The sequence below is a fragment of the Clostridium tertium genome (genome assembly GCF_017873245.1).
Taxonomy (GTDB): domain Bacteria; phylum Bacillota; class Clostridia; order Clostridiales; family Clostridiaceae; genus Clostridium; species Clostridium tertium.
The window spans coordinates 100,919-118,862 of record NZ_JAGGJY010000001.1; the positions used below are offsets into that span (position 1 = coordinate 100,919).

14 protein-coding genes are annotated in these 17,944 nt (G+C 27.4%); 11 read left to right on the forward strand and 3 right to left on the reverse strand.

Features of this window, described 5'->3' with window-relative positions; genetic code table 11:
- The first annotated feature begins 12 nt into the window (after window positions 1–12).
- Window positions 13–429, forward strand: coding sequence for a Fur family transcriptional regulator (locus tag J2Z25_RS00510; RefSeq protein ID WP_097032664.1), 417 nt, complete (start codon window positions 13–15; stop codon window positions 427–429).
- A gap of 65 nt (window positions 430–494) precedes the next feature.
- Here the strand turns inward: J2Z25_RS00510 and J2Z25_RS00515 are convergent, their stop codons facing one another.
- On the reverse strand, window positions 495–1,292 hold the full coding sequence (locus J2Z25_RS00515; RefSeq protein WP_097032665.1) for a metal ABC transporter permease: 798 nt from the start codon (window positions 1,290–1,292) through the stop codon (window positions 495–497).
- A 26-nt stretch (window positions 1,293–1,318) separates the two neighbouring features.
- A complete protein-coding gene (locus J2Z25_RS00520) occupies window positions 1,319–1,990 on the reverse strand; it encodes a metal ABC transporter ATP-binding protein (protein WP_008677975.1) in 672 nt (223 codons plus the stop codon).
- 426 nt (window positions 1,991–2,416) lie between these two features.
- Here J2Z25_RS00520 and J2Z25_RS00525 point away from each other — a divergent pair, with 426 nt between their 5' ends.
- The 10 genes from J2Z25_RS00525 (at window position 2,417) to recJ (ending at window position 17,643) form a co-directional block, all read left to right on the forward strand.
- Entirely contained in the window at window positions 2,417–2,815 is a 399-nt protein-coding gene (locus J2Z25_RS00525) for a DUF6762 family protein (RefSeq protein ID WP_209737561.1), read from the forward strand.
- Between the two features lie 31 nt (window positions 2,816–2,846).
- Complete coding sequence (pepF, locus tag J2Z25_RS00530; RefSeq protein ID WP_008677977.1) at window positions 2,847–4,649, forward strand: oligoendopeptidase F; 1,803 nt, start codon at window positions 2,847–2,849, stop codon at window positions 4,647–4,649.
- A 72-nt stretch (window positions 4,650–4,721) separates the two neighbouring features.
- Window positions 4,722–5,699, forward strand: coding sequence for a rhomboid family intramembrane serine protease (locus J2Z25_RS18865; protein WP_008677979.1), 978 nt, complete (start codon window positions 4,722–4,724; stop codon window positions 5,697–5,699).
- Between the two features lie 79 nt (window positions 5,700–5,778).
- Window positions 5,779–6,411 (forward strand): DUF2238 domain-containing protein, encoded by a 633-nt coding sequence (locus tag J2Z25_RS00540; protein WP_370836764.1) that lies wholly within the window; start codon window positions 5,779–5,781, stop codon window positions 6,409–6,411.
- Window positions 6,412–6,675: 264 nt separating this feature from the next.
- Window positions 6,676–8,022 (forward strand): NADP-specific glutamate dehydrogenase, encoded by a 1,347-nt coding sequence (gdhA, locus tag J2Z25_RS00545; RefSeq protein ID WP_209737563.1) that lies wholly within the window; start codon window positions 6,676–6,678, stop codon window positions 8,020–8,022.
- Window positions 8,023–8,561: 539 nt separating this feature from the next.
- The gene (locus J2Z25_RS00550) at window positions 8,562–9,956 is read left to right on the forward strand and encodes a glycosyltransferase family 2 protein (RefSeq protein WP_097032668.1); all 1,395 of its coding nucleotides are present in this window, start codon (window positions 8,562–8,564) and stop codon (window positions 9,954–9,956) included.
- Window positions 9,957–10,406: 450 nt separating this feature from the next.
- Window positions 10,407–12,356, forward strand: a complete 1,950-nt coding sequence (locus J2Z25_RS00555) for a DNA gyrase/topoisomerase IV subunit B (RefSeq protein WP_209737566.1) — start codon at window positions 10,407–10,409, stop codon at window positions 12,354–12,356.
- A gap of 20 nt (window positions 12,357–12,376) precedes the next feature.
- On the forward strand, window positions 12,377–15,283 hold the full coding sequence (locus tag J2Z25_RS00560; RefSeq protein WP_209737568.1) for a DNA topoisomerase IV subunit A: 2,907 nt from the start codon (window positions 12,377–12,379) through the stop codon (window positions 15,281–15,283).
- A gap of 19 nt (window positions 15,284–15,302) precedes the next feature.
- Window positions 15,303–15,842: a DJ-1 family glyoxalase III gene (locus J2Z25_RS00565; protein ID WP_097032801.1), complete on the forward strand. Its 540-nt coding sequence runs from the start codon at window positions 15,303–15,305 to the stop codon at window positions 15,840–15,842.
- 19 nt (window positions 15,843–15,861) lie between these two features.
- Window positions 15,862–17,643 carry a single-stranded-DNA-specific exonuclease RecJ gene (gene recJ, locus J2Z25_RS00570; RefSeq protein WP_209737576.1) on the forward strand — a complete coding sequence of 594 codons (1,782 nt, stop codon included), beginning with the start codon at window positions 15,862–15,864 and terminating at the stop codon, window positions 17,641–17,643.
- Window positions 17,644–17,725: 82 nt separating this feature from the next.
- Here recJ and J2Z25_RS00575 read toward each other — a convergent pair whose 3' ends face one another.
- Entirely contained in the window at window positions 17,726–17,914 is a 189-nt protein-coding gene (locus J2Z25_RS00575) for an alpha/beta-type small acid-soluble spore protein (protein ID WP_008677988.1), read from the reverse strand.
- Window positions 17,915–17,944: the final 30 nt, after the last annotated feature.

The window sequence follows — 17,944 nt, forward strand, 5'->3', positions numbered from 1 at the left end:
TAGGAGAATAAAATGAGCTGGGAAAATTATTTAAAAGAAAATGGAATGAGAGTAACAGCAGGAAGAATTTCAATTTTAAATATAATAGAGTCTTCAGATAAAGGGCTATCAGCAGAAAATATATATTGTGAATGTAAAAAGCAAAATGAAAACTTAAATCTTAGCACTATATATAGGACACTAGAGTTACTTGAAGAAAAAGATATAATTAAGAAAATAAATATAGATGGACCTGCAATATATATACTAAAAAAAGAAAGTCATAAGCATACTTTAAAATGCGATGTTTGCCATAAGTGCGTTGAAATACCTTGTCCAATGGAAGAGATAGAAGAAGCTATAAAGGCTAAGGTTGGTTTTAGTTTAACAGAACATAAGCTAGAGCTTAATGGTATTTGTGATCAATGTAAAAAAACAAATAAAAATTAATATTAATAAATTATAAAAGGGATATTTTCGTAAAAATATCCCTTTTATAATTTAAAATTAAAACATTATTTAAAATTTAAAAATTTATCTAATATTATTACTATAATTAAAGTAAATACTGAGGTAATTGCAATAGTACCTCCAGGAGCACTATTTATATAATACGATAAAAATAATCCCATCAAAATATCAAACATTCCAAAAAATATTGAATATAATAATGTTGTTTTGAATCCTTTTTTTAATTGCATTGCAGTAGCAACAGGGACAATCATTATAGATGAAATTACAAGTATCCCCATTATTCGTATAGACATAGAAATAGTTGCACCAACTAATATAGTGAAAATATAATTTATTAATTTTACTTTTATCCCAGCAGTTTTTGCACCTTCTTCATCAAAGGTAATATAAATAAGCTTATTATATAAAAATATAAGTGCTATTAAGCATATTATTCCTACAATCAATATCATGAATATATCTTGTGTAGAAACGGTAAGGATACTACCGAATAAAAATGAATTAACTTTAGCGGAAGCTTTTCCACTACTTATAAGTATTATTGCTATTCCTAAGCTAAAAGTTAAAACTAATGACATAACAAGTTCAGCGTATTTTTTATAATATTCTCTTAATAATTCGATAATTATTGCACAAAGAGTTGTAAATAAAAATGCTGTTATAAGAGGATTAACCCCTAAAACTAATCCTATAGCAACTCCAGCAAAAGATGAATGTGATAATGTATCACCAATCATGGAGTAGCGCCTAAGCACTAAAAAAAGTCCTATGAAAGGACAAAGTATTGATATTATAAAGCCAGCCATAAAGGCATTTTGCATAAAATCTAATTGAAACATATAATCTACCTTTCTTGATTATAAACTTAAATAGCATCATTTAACTTAAAATTATTATTTCTAAAATTCTTATATTCATCAACTGTAAATAATGTAATGTTTCCATTATCTACTTTAAGTATATGAGTTGAATTATTTAAAGCAATATCTATATTATGTTCGATTGATATAATAGTTTTTTTATCCACTTGATTTAGTTTCTTTAAAATACTGTATATTTCAATTTGATTTGCTTCATCAACACCAGTAGATGGCTCATCGAGAATAATAATATCTGGATTTCCCATTAAGGCTCTAGCAATAAGAACTCTTTGCTGCTGTCCACCTGATAGCATTCCTAAAAGTCTTGTTTCATAATCTTTCATATTTACAGTTTCAAGTATAGAAGAAATATTTATATTAATATTTTTCAAACTTTTTTTGTGACAAGATAAAACTTCTTTTACTGTAATAGGAAACTGAGAATTAAAAGAATCTAATCTTTGCGGAACATATCCAATAGAATTAGATTGAACTTCAATTGAACCAGATGTTGGTTTTAATAAACCTAGTATTAGTTTTATTAGTGTTGTTTTACAACTTCCATTTTCGCCAACTATAGATAAATATATACCTTCAGGTATATTTAAATTTATATCTTTAAGTAAATATGGTGGTTTATTGGAATATGAAAAACATAAATCTTTTATATTAATCATTAAAAAAATCATCTCCTAAATAGTCTAGACTTATTATATATGAAAATGCAAATGGTTTGCAACAATTACTTTATATATACATTATATATTTACTTAATTATTTATATTATTACCATATTTTAAAATTGTGAAGCAACTTATTGCTAAAAAGTTAGCATGAAAAGGTGAGACGTTAATTTAAATCTACTAGGGTAAAGTTCAGTAGGAACATAACTACATTTGACTAAATATTCAATGCCTGATATGCAAAACTTAAAATATATTGGTGAAAGCATTTTCTATTGAAAAAATTCTTAAAGATTTTTTATATTAATTTTTAGATTCTTTCATTTCTTAATTATTTTATTCAGTTGATTTATATTATGAATAAAACATATAATATAGGTAAGTTATTAAAACTAAAGTAAAGATTGTGGAGGAATATATATGGATTTTTCAAGTTTAGTATTAATGGAAAAGGATAAGGATACGGGATTTATAACTAAGGAGCTTGGAAGTTTTCAAGTTTCAGAGGGAGCTTTATATGTAAATAAACTTTTTGTTGTTAATGAAGTTGTAAATTTATATTTTGATACAAATAAAGATGTAGAAGAATGGGAATACTCAGCAATATATGATGTTTTTAATTATAATGCCTTTATAAAAGAAGAATTTGAAATTGAGGATGTGTTAGATGAATATAATCCTACATTTTTAATAAAATTTGAATATGTAGATGATTATGAGGTTATGAAGGAAAGAATAACAAGATGTGTAGAATTAATTGAAGATTCTATGGAAAACGCTTTTAAGGATATTGTAGGAAAAGAAGAAGAATATAATTAGAAGGGAGGGCCTAAAAAATTAGGCGGAAATTATGAGTGAATCAAAGGTATTGAAAAAAAGAGAAGAAATAGAAAATAAGTATAAGTGGAAGGTAGATAAAATATTTTCAACTGATGAAGAGTGGGAAAAAACTTTTGAGGAGTTAAAAAAAGAAGCGCCATCACTTAAGGATTTTGAAGGAAAGTTAAATGATGAAGAAAATATTCTAGGCTACTTAAATAAATATGTAGATTTAGGTATAAAGGCTGAAACAGTATATGTATATGCACATTTAAAGTGTGATGAAGACACATCAAATCCTAAATATCAATCTATGATGAATAAGGTAGATTCTTATATGGCAGAATTTGCATCATATACAGCATATTTTGTACCAGAAATATTGTCATTAGAGGATGATTTTATAAGAAATACTATAAATACTAATGAAAAGCTAAAGATGTATTCATTTATGTTTGAAGATATATTAAAAGAAAAACCTCATATTTTAAGTAAAGAGCAAGAAGAACTATTAGCACAAGTTTCAGATTGTTTAGATGCTCCAGACTCAATTCACAATATGCTTACAAATGCAGATATGAAGTTTGGAGATATATTGGATGAGGATGGTAAAAAGGTAGAATTAACAGAAGGTAATTATTCAGGATTTATAAAAAGTAAAGATAGAAAAGTAAGAGAAGAAGCATTTAAAACATTATTTAAGTCATATAAAGATTTAGAAAATACTTTTGCAACTACATTAACAAGTTCAATAAAGAACTTTAATTTTAGTGCAAAAGTTAGAAAATATAATTCTGCACTAGAAGCTTCATTAAAGCCAAATGATATACCGCTAGAAGTTTATAAGAATTCTTTAAAAACTATAGATGAAAATTTAAAATCTCTTCATAGATATGTAGCATTAAAGAAACAACTACTAGGATTAAATGAAATGCATATGTATGATTTATATGTTCCAGTTATTGAAATACCTAAAGAGCATATAGAATTTAATAGTGCTGTAGATATGGTTTTAGAAGGATTAAAACCATTAGGAGATGAATATTTAAATATATTTAAAGGTGGAGTTGAAGAAGGCTGGATAGATATATATCAAAACAAAGGTAAAAGAGGAGGAGCTTATTCTTGGGGTGGATATAAAACAATGCCATATGTTTTATTAAACTATAATTATGAGTTGCATGATGTGTCTACGTTAGCTCATGAAATGGGCCACTCTATTCATTCTTATTATTCAAGAAAAGAGCAACCATATATTTATGCAGGATATACACTATTTTGTGCAGAAGTAGCATCAACTACTAATGAAGCACTTCTAATACATCATTTAATAAATAAAGAAACAGATAAGAAGAAAAAATTATATTTAATAAATCAAGAATTAGAGCAAATAAGAACAACTGTATTTAGGCAACTTATGTTTGCAGAGTTTGAATTATATACTCATGAAAGCTTAGAAAAAGGAATACCTTTAACAGCTGAAGATTATAATAAAGCATGGCATGAGTTAAATGTTAAGTATTTTGGACCAGATATGATAGTTGATGAAGAAATTAATATTGAATGGGCAAGAATACCACATTTTTATTCTGATTTCTATGTTTATCAATATGCAACTGGATATGCTGCGGCATCAGCTTTTGCAAAATCAATATTGGAAGGAAAAGAAGATGCAGTTCCGAGGTATATAGAATTTTTAAAGAGTGGTGGTAGCAATTATCCAATAGAAATTTTAAAGAAGGCTGGAGTTGATATGACTACTTCAAGACCTTTAGAAGCAACTATAGAAAGATTTAATGAACTTCTGGATATGCTAGATAAAGAAATTAATTAATAAAAGATTAATAAGCAATTGGTAAACAAAATGCCAATTGCTTATTACTATTCAAATGATAGGGGGATATAGGTGGAGAAGTTTGAAAAAGTATTTTTTAATTCAATAACTAAGGAATTAAAATTCTTTATGAGGGATTATTATAGTAATTATCATAATAAAAATAAATGGATAGGATTATTAGATTTAGATGAAGTAATGGTTGGAGTTATAGTAGTAAAGGATTCAGATGAAGAAGTTGACTTTAATGAAGCAAGAGAATATCTAGCAAAATCATTAAATAAGCCATTTATCTTAAATTTAATAATTCTAACTTCAGGAGAATATATAAATTATGGAGAAAGTAATTATAATAAATTAATATTTTCTTTAAAAGAAAGAAAAATAATATATTGTAGTAATGGATCTAAGGCGTTTATTCCAATTATAGATTATATAGTGAATATAGATAGTAAAAGAAGGATAAGCTTTAAGGAATATAAAGTTACATATACAATAATTATTTTAAATATTTTATTATATTTAATTGAAGTTATTAAATCCAGAAATTTAATTGATATTGATATTTATACCTTAATTCAAATGGGCGCAAAAGTTAATGTTCTAATTAATAGTGGGGAAATATATAGATTATTAACATCTGCTTTTTTACATGGTGGAATAATTCATATATTCTTTAATATGAGTGCGCTTAATATCATAGGAAGAGAAGTCGAAGCTGTATATGGAAGTAAGAGATATATAGCAATTTATGTTATATCAGCTTTAGGTGGATCTGTGGTTAGTTATTTATTTAAGCCTAATAGTATATCTGTAGGTGCATCAGGTGCAATATTTGGACTCTTAGGAGCAATGCTTATATTTGGATTAAAAGAAAGAGATAAAATTGGAAAGCAATATATGAAAAATATATTAGAGACTATAGGATTGAATGTTATTATAGGTATAACTATTCCGAATATAGATAATTTTGCTCATTTAGGTGGATTGATTCTTGGAACAATAACTTCATTTATATTATTTAAAAAGAAAAATTTTAAGATTAATTAGTTAATATTTAGTAAACAATATTTATAAAGTAAAAATAAATTTTTAAATTTGTTATAATTATCAGTATTAAATTCTAGGAGTGATATCATTGAAGAATAAAGAAAATAAGAATGAATTTATATTAGCAGTTATTTTTACTTTACTACTAATAATAACTGCTATATACGATTTTATGGTAAGGGATGGAGAAAAGCTTTTTAGAATAGGACTTACATTTGTAACTATAGTAGGAGCATATTTATTATATATAAAGAGCTTTCTTAAGGGATCTAGAATTATATACTATATAAATATGAGTTTTATATTCTTATCAATGTATTTAGCAAGTGTTTGGGATTTTTATTCAATAACTAATTATGATAAATTTTTGCACTTATTATCTGGTGCTATAATTGCTATAATTGGATATGTTTTATTTTTATATTTAACTAATGAAAAATCAAGAAAAGAAATGAACCCGCTTATTTCAGTTATGTTTGTTATATTATTTGCAACAGCTGCAGCAGGAACCTGGGAAATATGGGAGTTTACAACAGATTCTTTATTTGGACTTCATGCTCAAAATGGTAGTTTAAATGATACTATGTGGGATATAATATGTGGAACTGTGGTTGGGATAATAACAGCTATTCCAATATATATGTATAGCAAAGGTAAAGATATAAAAATAATAAAGTATATAATAGATGATGTAGAAAAAAGTAGAAAATAAATTTTATTAAATAAATTATTATAATTTAAGTACAGGTTATAAAGATTATTTTTTTATTAGTAATATTTATAATCTGTACTTAAATTCGTTACATAATAAAATTTATATAATGATTTTTAAATGTTTTCAAATTTTTAAAATAATATGAAAATGCGTATAAAATTATTAAATTAATAATTTTATAGAATATTAAAGAAAAATATAGTAAAAAATATTATAATAATGTATTATAAATATTATTGGAAATTAAAGGAGTTGGGGCCAATGTCCGGAAGAGAATATGTAAATAAAGTTATTACTGAAGTAGAAAAAAGAAATAGTGGTGAAAAAGAATTTCTATCTGCAATAAAAGAAGTACTGAATTCTTTAGTGCCAGTATTCGACAAGCATCCTGAATACATAGAAGAGGGAATATTAGAAAGAATTGTTGAACCTGAAAGACAAATATTTTTTAGAGTACCATGGGTAGATGATGAAGGAAAAGTTCAAATTAATAGAGGGTTTAGAGTTCAGTTTAATAGTGCAATTGGACCTTATAAAGGTGGACTAAGATTCCATCCATCTGTAAATCAAAGTATAATAAAGTTTTTAGGTTTCGAACAAATATTTAAAAATTCCTTAACTGGCTTACCTATAGGTGGAGGTAAGGGTGGATCAGATTTTGACCCTAAAGGAAAATCTGATAGAGAAGTAATGAGATTTTGTCAAAGCTTTATGGCAGAATTATGTAAGCATATAGGTCTTGATACAGATGTTCCAGCTGGAGATATAGGAGTTGGAGCTAGAGAAATAGGATATATGTATGGCTATTATAAGAAAATTAGAAATGCAAATGATCAAGGCGTTTTAACTGGAAAAGGATTAACTTATGGTGGAAGTTTAGCTAGAAAAGAAGCTACAGGTTATGGATTAGTGTATTTCACAGAAGAAATGCTAAATGATAATAATTTAAGTTTTAAAGACAAGACTGTAGTCATATCAGGGTCAGGAAACGTTGCTATATATGCCTGTGAAAAAGCAACAGAATTAGGTGCTAAGGTTGTAGCTTTAAGTGATTCAAATGGATATATTTATGATGAAAATGGAATAAATTTAGATGTAATAAAAGAAATTAAAGAAGTAAAACGAGGTAGAATCAAGGAGTATTTAGATTCAGTTCCAACTGCGAAGTATGTAGAAGGATTTGGGGAAATTTGGAAAATTAATTGTGATATAGCACTTCCTTGTGCAACACAAGGAGAATTAGATAGAGAATCCGCAGAAATATTAATTTCAAATGGAGTAAAAGTTGTGTCAGAAGGTGCTAACATGCCAACTGATTTAGATGCAATTGAATTACTTCAAAAATCTGGAGTAATGTTTGGTCCAGCAAAGGCTGCTAATGCAGGTGGAGTTGCCTGTTCTGCTTTAGAAATGTCTCAAAATAGTATGAGATTAGCTTGGAGTTTTGAAGAGGTTGATTTAAAGCTTAAAGATATAATGAAAAACATATATAAGAACTCTAAAAGTGCAGCAGAAAAGTATGGTGAGCCAGGAAATATATTAATGGGAGCAAATATAGCTGGATTTGAGAAGGTTGCAGAGGCTATGTTAGCTCAAGGAATAGTATAATCTCAAAAATAGCAACCCCTATTTTAAGATTATTAATAAGAAGTCACTTAGTTTTAAGTTAATACTATAAGCTAAGTGGCTTTTATATTTTAATAGTATAAATTTTATAAAGATATAAAGAAAATTATTAATAAAAGGAAACCATCAACAATATATTTATTTAGGGTAAAAAAATTAGGGAATTATTACATAAGCATATTATTTATATATGTTATTTATATAGGATAAAATAATATATATAAATAATTATTTGGTATTTGATAAACTGAGTAATTGAAATATATAATTAGAATTATTATTTTAGTAATTCTAATGAAAAATTAAATAATATGTAATTACAATTTTTATAATATATTACTAGTTTTAATTACTTAGATTATTAATTGAAGCACGCTGGATTAATATAATATTAATGAATTTTTAAGATTTCTACACTTGATTTTTTACCCCTATTAGAATATATTTAATAAAGATGTCAAAGATAATGTTCAAAAATAGTAATACAAGGAAAATTTCCTTTATTTATAGGAGTGGATGTAATGGAAGAGATTATTTTTACTGTGACAGGTGCATTTCAGATTGTTGTCTTTGCAATAATGATGTATTATTTCATATTAGCTTTTTTTGGATTAAGAAGAAAAGCAGAAAAGAAAAATTATACACCTACAAAAAAGTTTGCAATGATAGTTGCAGCTCATAATGAGGAAGTTGTTATTGGAAAGTTAATAGAGAGTATGCTAAATCAGGATTATCCGAGAGAACTTTTTGATGTTTTTGTTATTGCAGATAATTGTGATGATAACACTGCAAAAATAGCAAGAAAATATGGAGTCTATGTTTATGAAAGATTCAATAAAGAGCAAAAGGGTAAAGGATATGCATTAGAATGGATGTTTGATAAAATATTCAAAATGCAAAAGAAATATGATGCAGTTGCAGTATTTGATGCTGATAATTTAGTATCAAAAAATTGGTGTAAAGAAATAAATTCAAAAATGATAGAAGGTTATAAAGTAGTACAAGGCTATATAGATAGTAAAAATCCTAATGACTCATGGATAGCTACTTCTTATTCAATAGCATTTTGGACACAAAATAGAATGTATCAATTAGCAAGAGCAAATGTTGGATTATCAAATCAAATTGGTGGAACAGGATTTGCTATAGACACAGATATTTTAAAGAAGTTTGGTTGGGGAGCTACATGCTTAACTGAAGACTTAGAATTTAGTTGTAAATTAGTTTTAAATGGCGAAAAAGTAGGTTGGGCTCATGATGCAATAATTTATGATGAAAAGCCATTAACATTAAAACAATCATGGGTACAAAGAAGAAGATGGATGCAAGGATTTACAGATGTAGCATCTAGATATTTTGTTAAACTTGTCAAAAAAGGCATCAAAGAAAGAAAATGGTTTGTTTTAGATTGTGCTTTATATGTTATACAGCCGTTCTTTACTTTAATGATTGGTATATCAGCAGTATTAAGCTTTATTCAAGGCATGAGCCCAGAAGGACTTAATATCTTTTTAATTAGTTATTTAACAGGAGATGTTTTCTTTAAAGTTATTGGTATTATGCAATTTTTAATTACTCCTTTAATTATGAGATTAGATAAAAAGATATCACCTGGACTTTTTGTAATGCTTATATTCTATTCTCTAAGTGTATTTATATTACCTGTATTTGCTACGAAGGCAGAAAATTATGCAACAGTTTTATTAATAGACATAGTTTATAATTTGGCGTTCTTATTAGCTACAGCATTATTCTTAGGTAAAAAGAAACTTATTTTATTCTTTAGATTCTTATTATATTCATTATATACATTAACATGGATACCAATTACAATAGAAGGTATAATAAGAAAGAATAATAAGGAATGGAATCCGACTAAGCATGTTAGAAATATAGAAATTTGTGATGTTCAGTAATTAAAAGAGCTGTTATAAAACTACTAAAATAGTTTTATAACAGCTCTTTAAATATGTAAAGAGGATTATAAATATTTTTAAATTTTAAATTCTTTTACGAACGTTTGTTTGACTTTTTTGATATAAAGATTTATATTTTTATTTGTAAGTTAATTATGATAAAATTAAAAAGATTATATAGGTTACAATAAAGCTTTAAGGCTTAAATAATTAATTTAAGTAATCGATATTATAAAATAAATTTAATGTTTGAGTAACTTATATTAAAAAATATTAGTATGTATGATTTCAATTTAAATTTTAATTAAATAAGTATGTTGGCTATTTAATATACAATTAGTTTTAATTATTTACATTATTAATTGAAGCATATATATATATTGAATATGGATGGTTAAACTAATTAAAAGATCTTGGTTTGACGTATTAATAGTGATTTTGGAGGTTTGTATGAACGAAGATTTAATGAAAGGATATGATGTTACTGATTTAACTTCCTTAGAAAAATTGGAGCCAGTTAGAATAAGACCGGGGATGTATATAGGCTCTACAGGAACAAAGGGATTACATCATTGTGTTTGGGAAGTTTTAGATAATTCTATAGATGAAATATCCAATGGGTATGGAGATAAGGCTACAATTGTTATAAACAAAGATAAAAGTATTACAGTTATTGATAATGGAAGAGGAATCCCAACAGGCATTCACCCAATTAAAAAGAAGTCAGGAGTAGAGATGGTTTTTACAGAACTACATACTGGTGGAAAGTTTAATAATAAAAATTATAAAACTTCTGGGGGATTACATGGTGTAGGAGCAGCTGTTGTGAATGCTTTATCATCATGGTTAGAGGTTGAAGTACATCAAAATGGAAATATATATAAGCAAAGGTTTGGATATGCTTATGATAAAGAATTAAAGAGAGATATGCCTGGAACACCTATAACAAAGCTTGAGGTAGTTGGAAAAACTAAAAATACAGGTACTAAAGTTACTTTTATGCCAGACAAAGAAGTCTTTTCAAGTGTTGACTTTAAAATTGATGTAATTGATGAAAGGCTACAAGAATTAGCATTCCAAAATAAAGGAATACATCTAGAGTTAATAGACTTAAGAAAAGAAGAAGAATTTAGAAAAGAATATTATTCTGAAAGGGGACTTTTAGATTTTATAGAATATTTAAATGAAAGTAAGACTACACTTCATCAAGTTCCAATTTACTTTGAAGGAGAAAGAGTAGTTAATAATATACAAATGTTTGGGGAATTATGTATTCAATTCACAGATTCATCAACAGAAAATATAGCTAGTTATGTTAATAATATTCCTACTACAGAAGCAGGAACTCATGAAACAGGATTTAAAACAGGAATGACTAGAGCCTTTAAAGAAGGTGCTAAGAAACTTGGACTTGTGAAGGAAAAGGATAAGGATTTTGAAGGTGACGATTTAAGAGAAGGTATGACTGCTATCATAAGAATTAAAATAACTAATCCTATGTTCGAAGGTCAAACAAAGACTAAACTAGGTAGTACTGAAGCATATACTATGATGAATGACTTGGCATACACTAAGTTTAGCGAATGGATCGAAGATAACAAAGAAGTTGCAACTATGCTTATAAATAATGCACTTCAAGCAGCCCAAAGAAGAGAAAAAATTAAAAAAATTAATGAAGCTGAAAAGAAAAAGGTAGGAAAAGGTGCTGCGCCACTTGCAGGTAAGGTTGCGGTTTGTACTTTGAAAGATAATACAGTAAATGAATTTATAGTAGTTGAGGGAGATTCAGCTGGTGGTTCTGCAAAACAAGCAAGAGATAGAAGATTCCAAACTATAATGCCTTCAAAAGGTAAGATAATGAATACAGAAAAACAAAAGTTAGAAAATGTTTTAGCTTCAGAGGAGTTAAAGATATTTAATACAGCTTTAGGAACAGGAACTTTAGACAATTATAAAGAAGAAGATTTAAAGTATGACAAAATAATAATAATGAGTGATGCTGATGTAGATGGATATCATATAAGAACTTTATGGATGACATACATATATAGATATATGAGACCTTTAATTGCAAATGGTCATTTATATTTAGCACAACCACCACTATATAAAGTATATAAAACAGTTAAAGGAAAAGAAGTTCATAAATATGCTTATAGTGATGAGGAACTTGAAAATGTAAAAAAAGAAATTGGTAAAGGTGCACTTATACAAAGATATAAAGGGCTTGGTGAAATGAATCCAGATCAATTATGGCAAACTACATTAAATCCAGAAACAAGAACTCTACTTCAAGTAACTATTGAAGATGCTGCTAAAGCTGAAAAAATGGTTTCTTTACTGATGGGGGATATAGTTGAACCAAGAAAAACTTATATGTACAAATATGGAGAATTTTAATTATAGGATGGAGAAAAAATATGGCGAAGAAAGTTAATGATATACCAAGGGATAATAATATAATTAGAGTCCCTTTAGAAGAGGCAATGCCTGATAACTATTTGCCCTATGCTATTGAAGTTGCAAAGGATAGAGCACTGCCTGATGTTAGAGATGGATTAAAACCAGTTCATAGAAGAATATTATATGGAGCATATCAGCTAAAAGCATTTCCAGACAGACCTTATTATAAGTCTGCGAGAATAGTTGGAGATATCTTAGGTAAGTATCATCCACATGGAGATACATCAGTTTATGATGCTATGGTTATAATGGCTCAAAACTTTTCAACTAGAGAAACGCTTATAGATGGTCATGGTAACTGGGGATCTATGGATGGTGATGGAGCAGCAGCTATGAGATATACAGAAGCAAGACTTGCTCCAATTGCTATGGAGATGCTTAGAGATATAGATAAAGAGACTGTTGATATGGTTCCAAACTATTCAGATAGTGAAATGGAACCTAAAGTGCTTCCAAGTAGGTATCCTAATCTTTTAGTTAATGGTACATTTGGAATTGCAGTAGGGCTTGCGACTAATATTCCTCCTCATAACTTAGGTGAGGTTACAGATGGTGTATTAGCATATATAGATAATTCGGAAATAACAACTAAAGAACTTATGAATTATGTAAAGGGACCAGACTTACCTACTGGTGGAATATTAATAGGACAAAATTCTATTTTGGCAGCTTATGAAACTGGAGAGGGTAAGGTAACTTTAAGAGCTAAAACTAATATTGAAAGACTTGAAAATGGAAGAGTTGGAATAGTAATAACTGAGTTCCCTTTTAGAAGAAATAAAGCAAAACTTCTTCAAACTATATCTGAAATGACTGGAGATAAAAGACATGCTAAGGCTTTAGAATCAATAGTTGATATTAGAGATGAGTCAGATAGGAGTGGGGTAAGAGCTGTTATAGAGTTAAGAAAAGCAGCTGATGAAGAAGTAGCAGATAAGGTTTTAAAATATTTATTTAAAAGAACAGATCTTCAATGTAATTTAAGCTTTAATATGGTAGCTCTTGCAGATGGAAAGCCTCAAACAATGGGGTTAAAAACTATAATAAAGCATTATGTAAACCACCAAAAGGAAATAGTAACTAGAAGAACTATAAAAGAATTATCTATTGCTGAAAAAAGGTTTCATATAGTTGAAGGATTTATTAAGGCTATAGATGTTTTAGATGAAATTATTAAAACAATAAGAGAATCTAAATCTAAGAAAGATGCAGGAGTAAATCTTATAAGTAAATTTGGATTTACAGAAATACAAGCAGAAGCAATTTTAGAATTGATGTTATATAGATTAACTGGACTTGAGATAAAAGTATTCCAAAAGGAATATGCTGAATTAGAAAAAACTATAAAGAAACTTAAAAAGATATTATCAGAAGAAAAAGAACTTCTAAAAGTAGTAAAAAATGAATTAAAAGAAGTATCAGATAAATATAGAAATCCTAGAAAGACATCTATTATTAAGGATGATAATGAAGCAAAAATAGATGTTGAAGAGCTTATAGTTGTAGAAGATGTTATGATAACACTTTCTAAGGATGGCTTTATAAAAAGAATACCGCTAAAAACATTCAATAGACTTAATGCGAAGGCAGAAGATATTGAATATAGAGAAGGTGATGAATTAAAGTTCTTATTTAAATCTAATACTACAGAAAGCATTCTTTTATTTACAAACAAAGGAAATATGTATCAAACTAAAGGTATAAATATTCCAGAAGGTAAATGGAAAGAAAAAGGTGAAAAAGTAGATAATATAATAAAAACTTTAAATCTTGAAGAAGAAAATATTATATTTGCAACTTCAGTAACTTCATTTATACCAAGCAAATATATTCAATTTATAACATCAAGAGGTGGAATTAAGAGAAGTTCATTAGATAAATTCCAAACAAGCTATACAAAATTGCAAGCTATAAAGCTTAAAGAACTTGAAGAAGTTATAGATGTTATATTATTAAATCAAGAAGAGGTAAAAGAATTTATAAGCTTTGAAACAAAAGAGGGATTATCATTTAGCTTACAAATTCCTAAAATAGAAGATTTACCTAGAAATATATTACCGACAATAATGTTCAATTTATCTAATAAGGATGAAATAATAAAAGTTGAATATAGTGAAACTATGGAGTTTGTTAATTTTTCTATAGGAATAACTTCAAAAGGAACTATAAAAGGCTTTAACATTATTAAGAAAAATGATAATTTAAAAGTAAGTACAGACTCTTTAAGTAATGTATTAATGTTTACAAATAAGGGGAAAGTATTTAAAATACCAGCATTCTTATTATCTGGAGTAAGCAAAGGAGAGCTGCCACTAGATAAAATTGTAGATAATATAGAAAAAGATGAAAAAGTAATAAAAGTATTTTCTTTAAAAACTTTTGAAGAAAATAAATTTATTTACTTCTTTACAAGAAGAGGAATGATTAAAAAGACTGCTTTAACAGAGTTTGATGGTAATTATTCAACACAAATAACGTATAAATTTAAGTATGATAATGATGAGTTAATATCAGTTGAATTATATGATGATTGTCAAGTTGAAATGCTTATTATAACTAAAAAGGCAATGGGTATAAAATTCTCTTCTGAAAATGTTAATACTATGGGAAAAGTTGCTTCGGGAGTTACAGGAATAAGTTTAAAAGAAAACGATGAAGTAATTTATGGTTCTTTAATAGGCTCACAAAGTAGGGATAATACAAATGAAATTGCATTAACATCTACGGATAAAATAACGTTAATTTCTAAAAATAAAGAAAAGAAGGAAGTAGAGCTAGAAGATATAAAGCTTCAAAATAGAGCAGGTAAGGGAAGTAGTATAATGACTATATCCTTAGAGGATGAAATCAAAGAAATTATATAATCATGGAGGTGATTGTAGAATGAAAGTAGCAATTTTATTAGCAAATGGTTTTGAAACTTTAGAAGCTTTAACTGTTGTTGATATTTTAAGAAGAGCAGAAGTAGAATGTCATACTTTTGCATTAGAAGGTGAAGAAGTAAAAACATCTCATAATATAATAGTAAAAGCTGATAAAAATATAATGGATAAAGAACTAAAAAATTATGATTTTTTAGTATTACCAGGTGGTATGCCAGGAGCTAAAAATTTAAGAGATAGTGAACGAGTTATAGAATTAGTAAAAGAATTTAATGCTAAAGATAAATGGATCTGTGCAATTTGTGCAGGACCAATAGCTCTAGGTGAGGCAGGAATAACAGAAGGTAAAAATATGACATGTTATCCTGGCTTTGAAGACCAAATAGGTAATAGTAATTACAAGGAAGATTTAGTAGTTGTAGATGGTAAAATGATAACAGGTAAGGGACCAGCTGCAGCAATTCCATTTGCTTTTGAAATATTATCAGTAATTTCAAAAGATAAGGCAGAGTCTATAAAGAGCGGTATGTTATTTAAATAGTTTTGTCTTAGGAGGGAAAATGAAAGAAAATTGGATACTAGTAAATAAAAAAGAGGGCTTTTTAAGGCTCTCTAATTCTATAAATGAAAACCCATTAGTACTAAGACTTCTTGCAAATAGAGGGATAGATACTTTTGAAGAAGCTAATAGATTTCTAAATGGAACAATAAATGATTTTTATGATGGATATCTAATGGCTGATATGAAAAAAGGAGTAAGCATTATAAAAAATGCTATTTTAAATAATAAAAAAATAATTATTTATGGAGATTATGATTGTGATGGAGTAATTAGCACGACTATATTTTACAAAGCTTTAAAAAATGTAGGAGCAAATTATAGTTATTATATCCCAAATAGGGAAGATGAAGGCTATGGAATGCATAGTGGAAGAATAAAAAAGCTTAAAGAAGAGGGATATGAAGTAGTTTTAACTTGTGATAATGGTATAGCTGCATTTGAACAAGTGGACTTAGCTAAAGAACTTGGCATGGAGATAGTCATTACTGACCATCATGATATACCAATTAGAGAAAATGATAAAGGTGAATTGAAAGAAACTGTACCTAGTGCAGATGCTATAATAAATCCAAAAAGAAGTGATTGCAAATATCCATTTAAAAATCTTTGTGGAGCTGGAGTAGCATTAAAATTCTCTAAGTGTTTATATGATGAATTTGAAATAGATGAAGAAAAGTTTTTAGATTTAATACAGTTTGCCTCTATAGCAACGGTTTGCGATGTTGTAGATTTGGTTGATGAAAATAGAATTATTGTTAAAAAAGGACTAGAATTATTAAATAATACAAAGAACTTTGGAATACAAGAATTGAAAAAATCAACTGGATTAAGTGATAAAAGAATTGAAGAATACCATTTAGGATTTGTAATAGGGCCATGTATAAATGCTACAGGAAGGTTAGAAACTGCAGATTTATCAGTAGAATTGTTGATAACAGATGATGTTAATAAGGCTAAAGCCTTATCAAATCAATTAAGTGAATTAAATACAATAAGACAAGATTTAACTAAAGAAAGTACTGAAAAAATTATTGAAAAAATAGAAAATGAAAAAAACAAAGAAGAAAAAGTAATAGTGGTATATGATGATACTATACATGAAAGTATTGCAGGAATAGTAGCAGGTAGAGTAAAAGAAAGATATAACATGCCTTGTATAGTCTTAACTAAAGGTAAGGAAATGCCTAAAGGATCTGCAAGATCAATAGAGAGCTATAATATATTTGAAGAACTTAGCAAATGTAGTGAGCTTATAGAAAAGTTTGGTGGACATCCAATGGCTGCAGGATTATCTATTAAAGAAGAAAATATAATTCCATTAAGAAATAAGTTGAACAATATATGTAAGTTATCAGATAATGATATAATTCCTACTGTTAAGATAGATTCGCCTCTTGGATTAAATTACTTAAACGAAGACTTAATAAATATTATTGAAAGTTTAAGACCTTTTGGAAAAGGAAACTCTAGTCCTTTATTTGCTGTTAAAAATGTTAATATAGAAAGAATATGGTTACTAGGAAAAGAAAAGAATTTTCTAAAGCTTAGATTTAAATTTGAATCTAATGGAAGATTTTTATATATAGATGGGGTAAGCTTTGATAAATTTGAAACTTTTAAAGAAGAAGTTATAAATAAATATGGGGAAGAAGAATTTATTAGAGCTTGTGACAGTAGTTATATAAATTTAAAAGCAGATGTGATTTATTATCCTAATATTAATGAATTTAATGGTAAAAGAAATATCCAGCTTATGATAAAAAATATACGAATAAACTAAAAAGGAGTTACCTTGATATGATATAAATCACGTTAAGGTAACTCCTTAAGTTTATGGTATTTAATTATTTAACAATGGAAAACTATTTTATTCCGTTTTCATATTGTTCTACCATTCTTTTAACCATTTCTCCTCCAACGCTACCACATTGTTTTGAAGATAAATCTCCATTGTAATCAGAGAATGGTACTCCCATTTCGCTAGCTACTTCATTTTTGAATTTAGCTAATCCATTTTTTGCTTCTGGTATTAAACTTCTGTTACTTGCCATGATTTTTACACCTCCTTGTCTCTTTTGTAA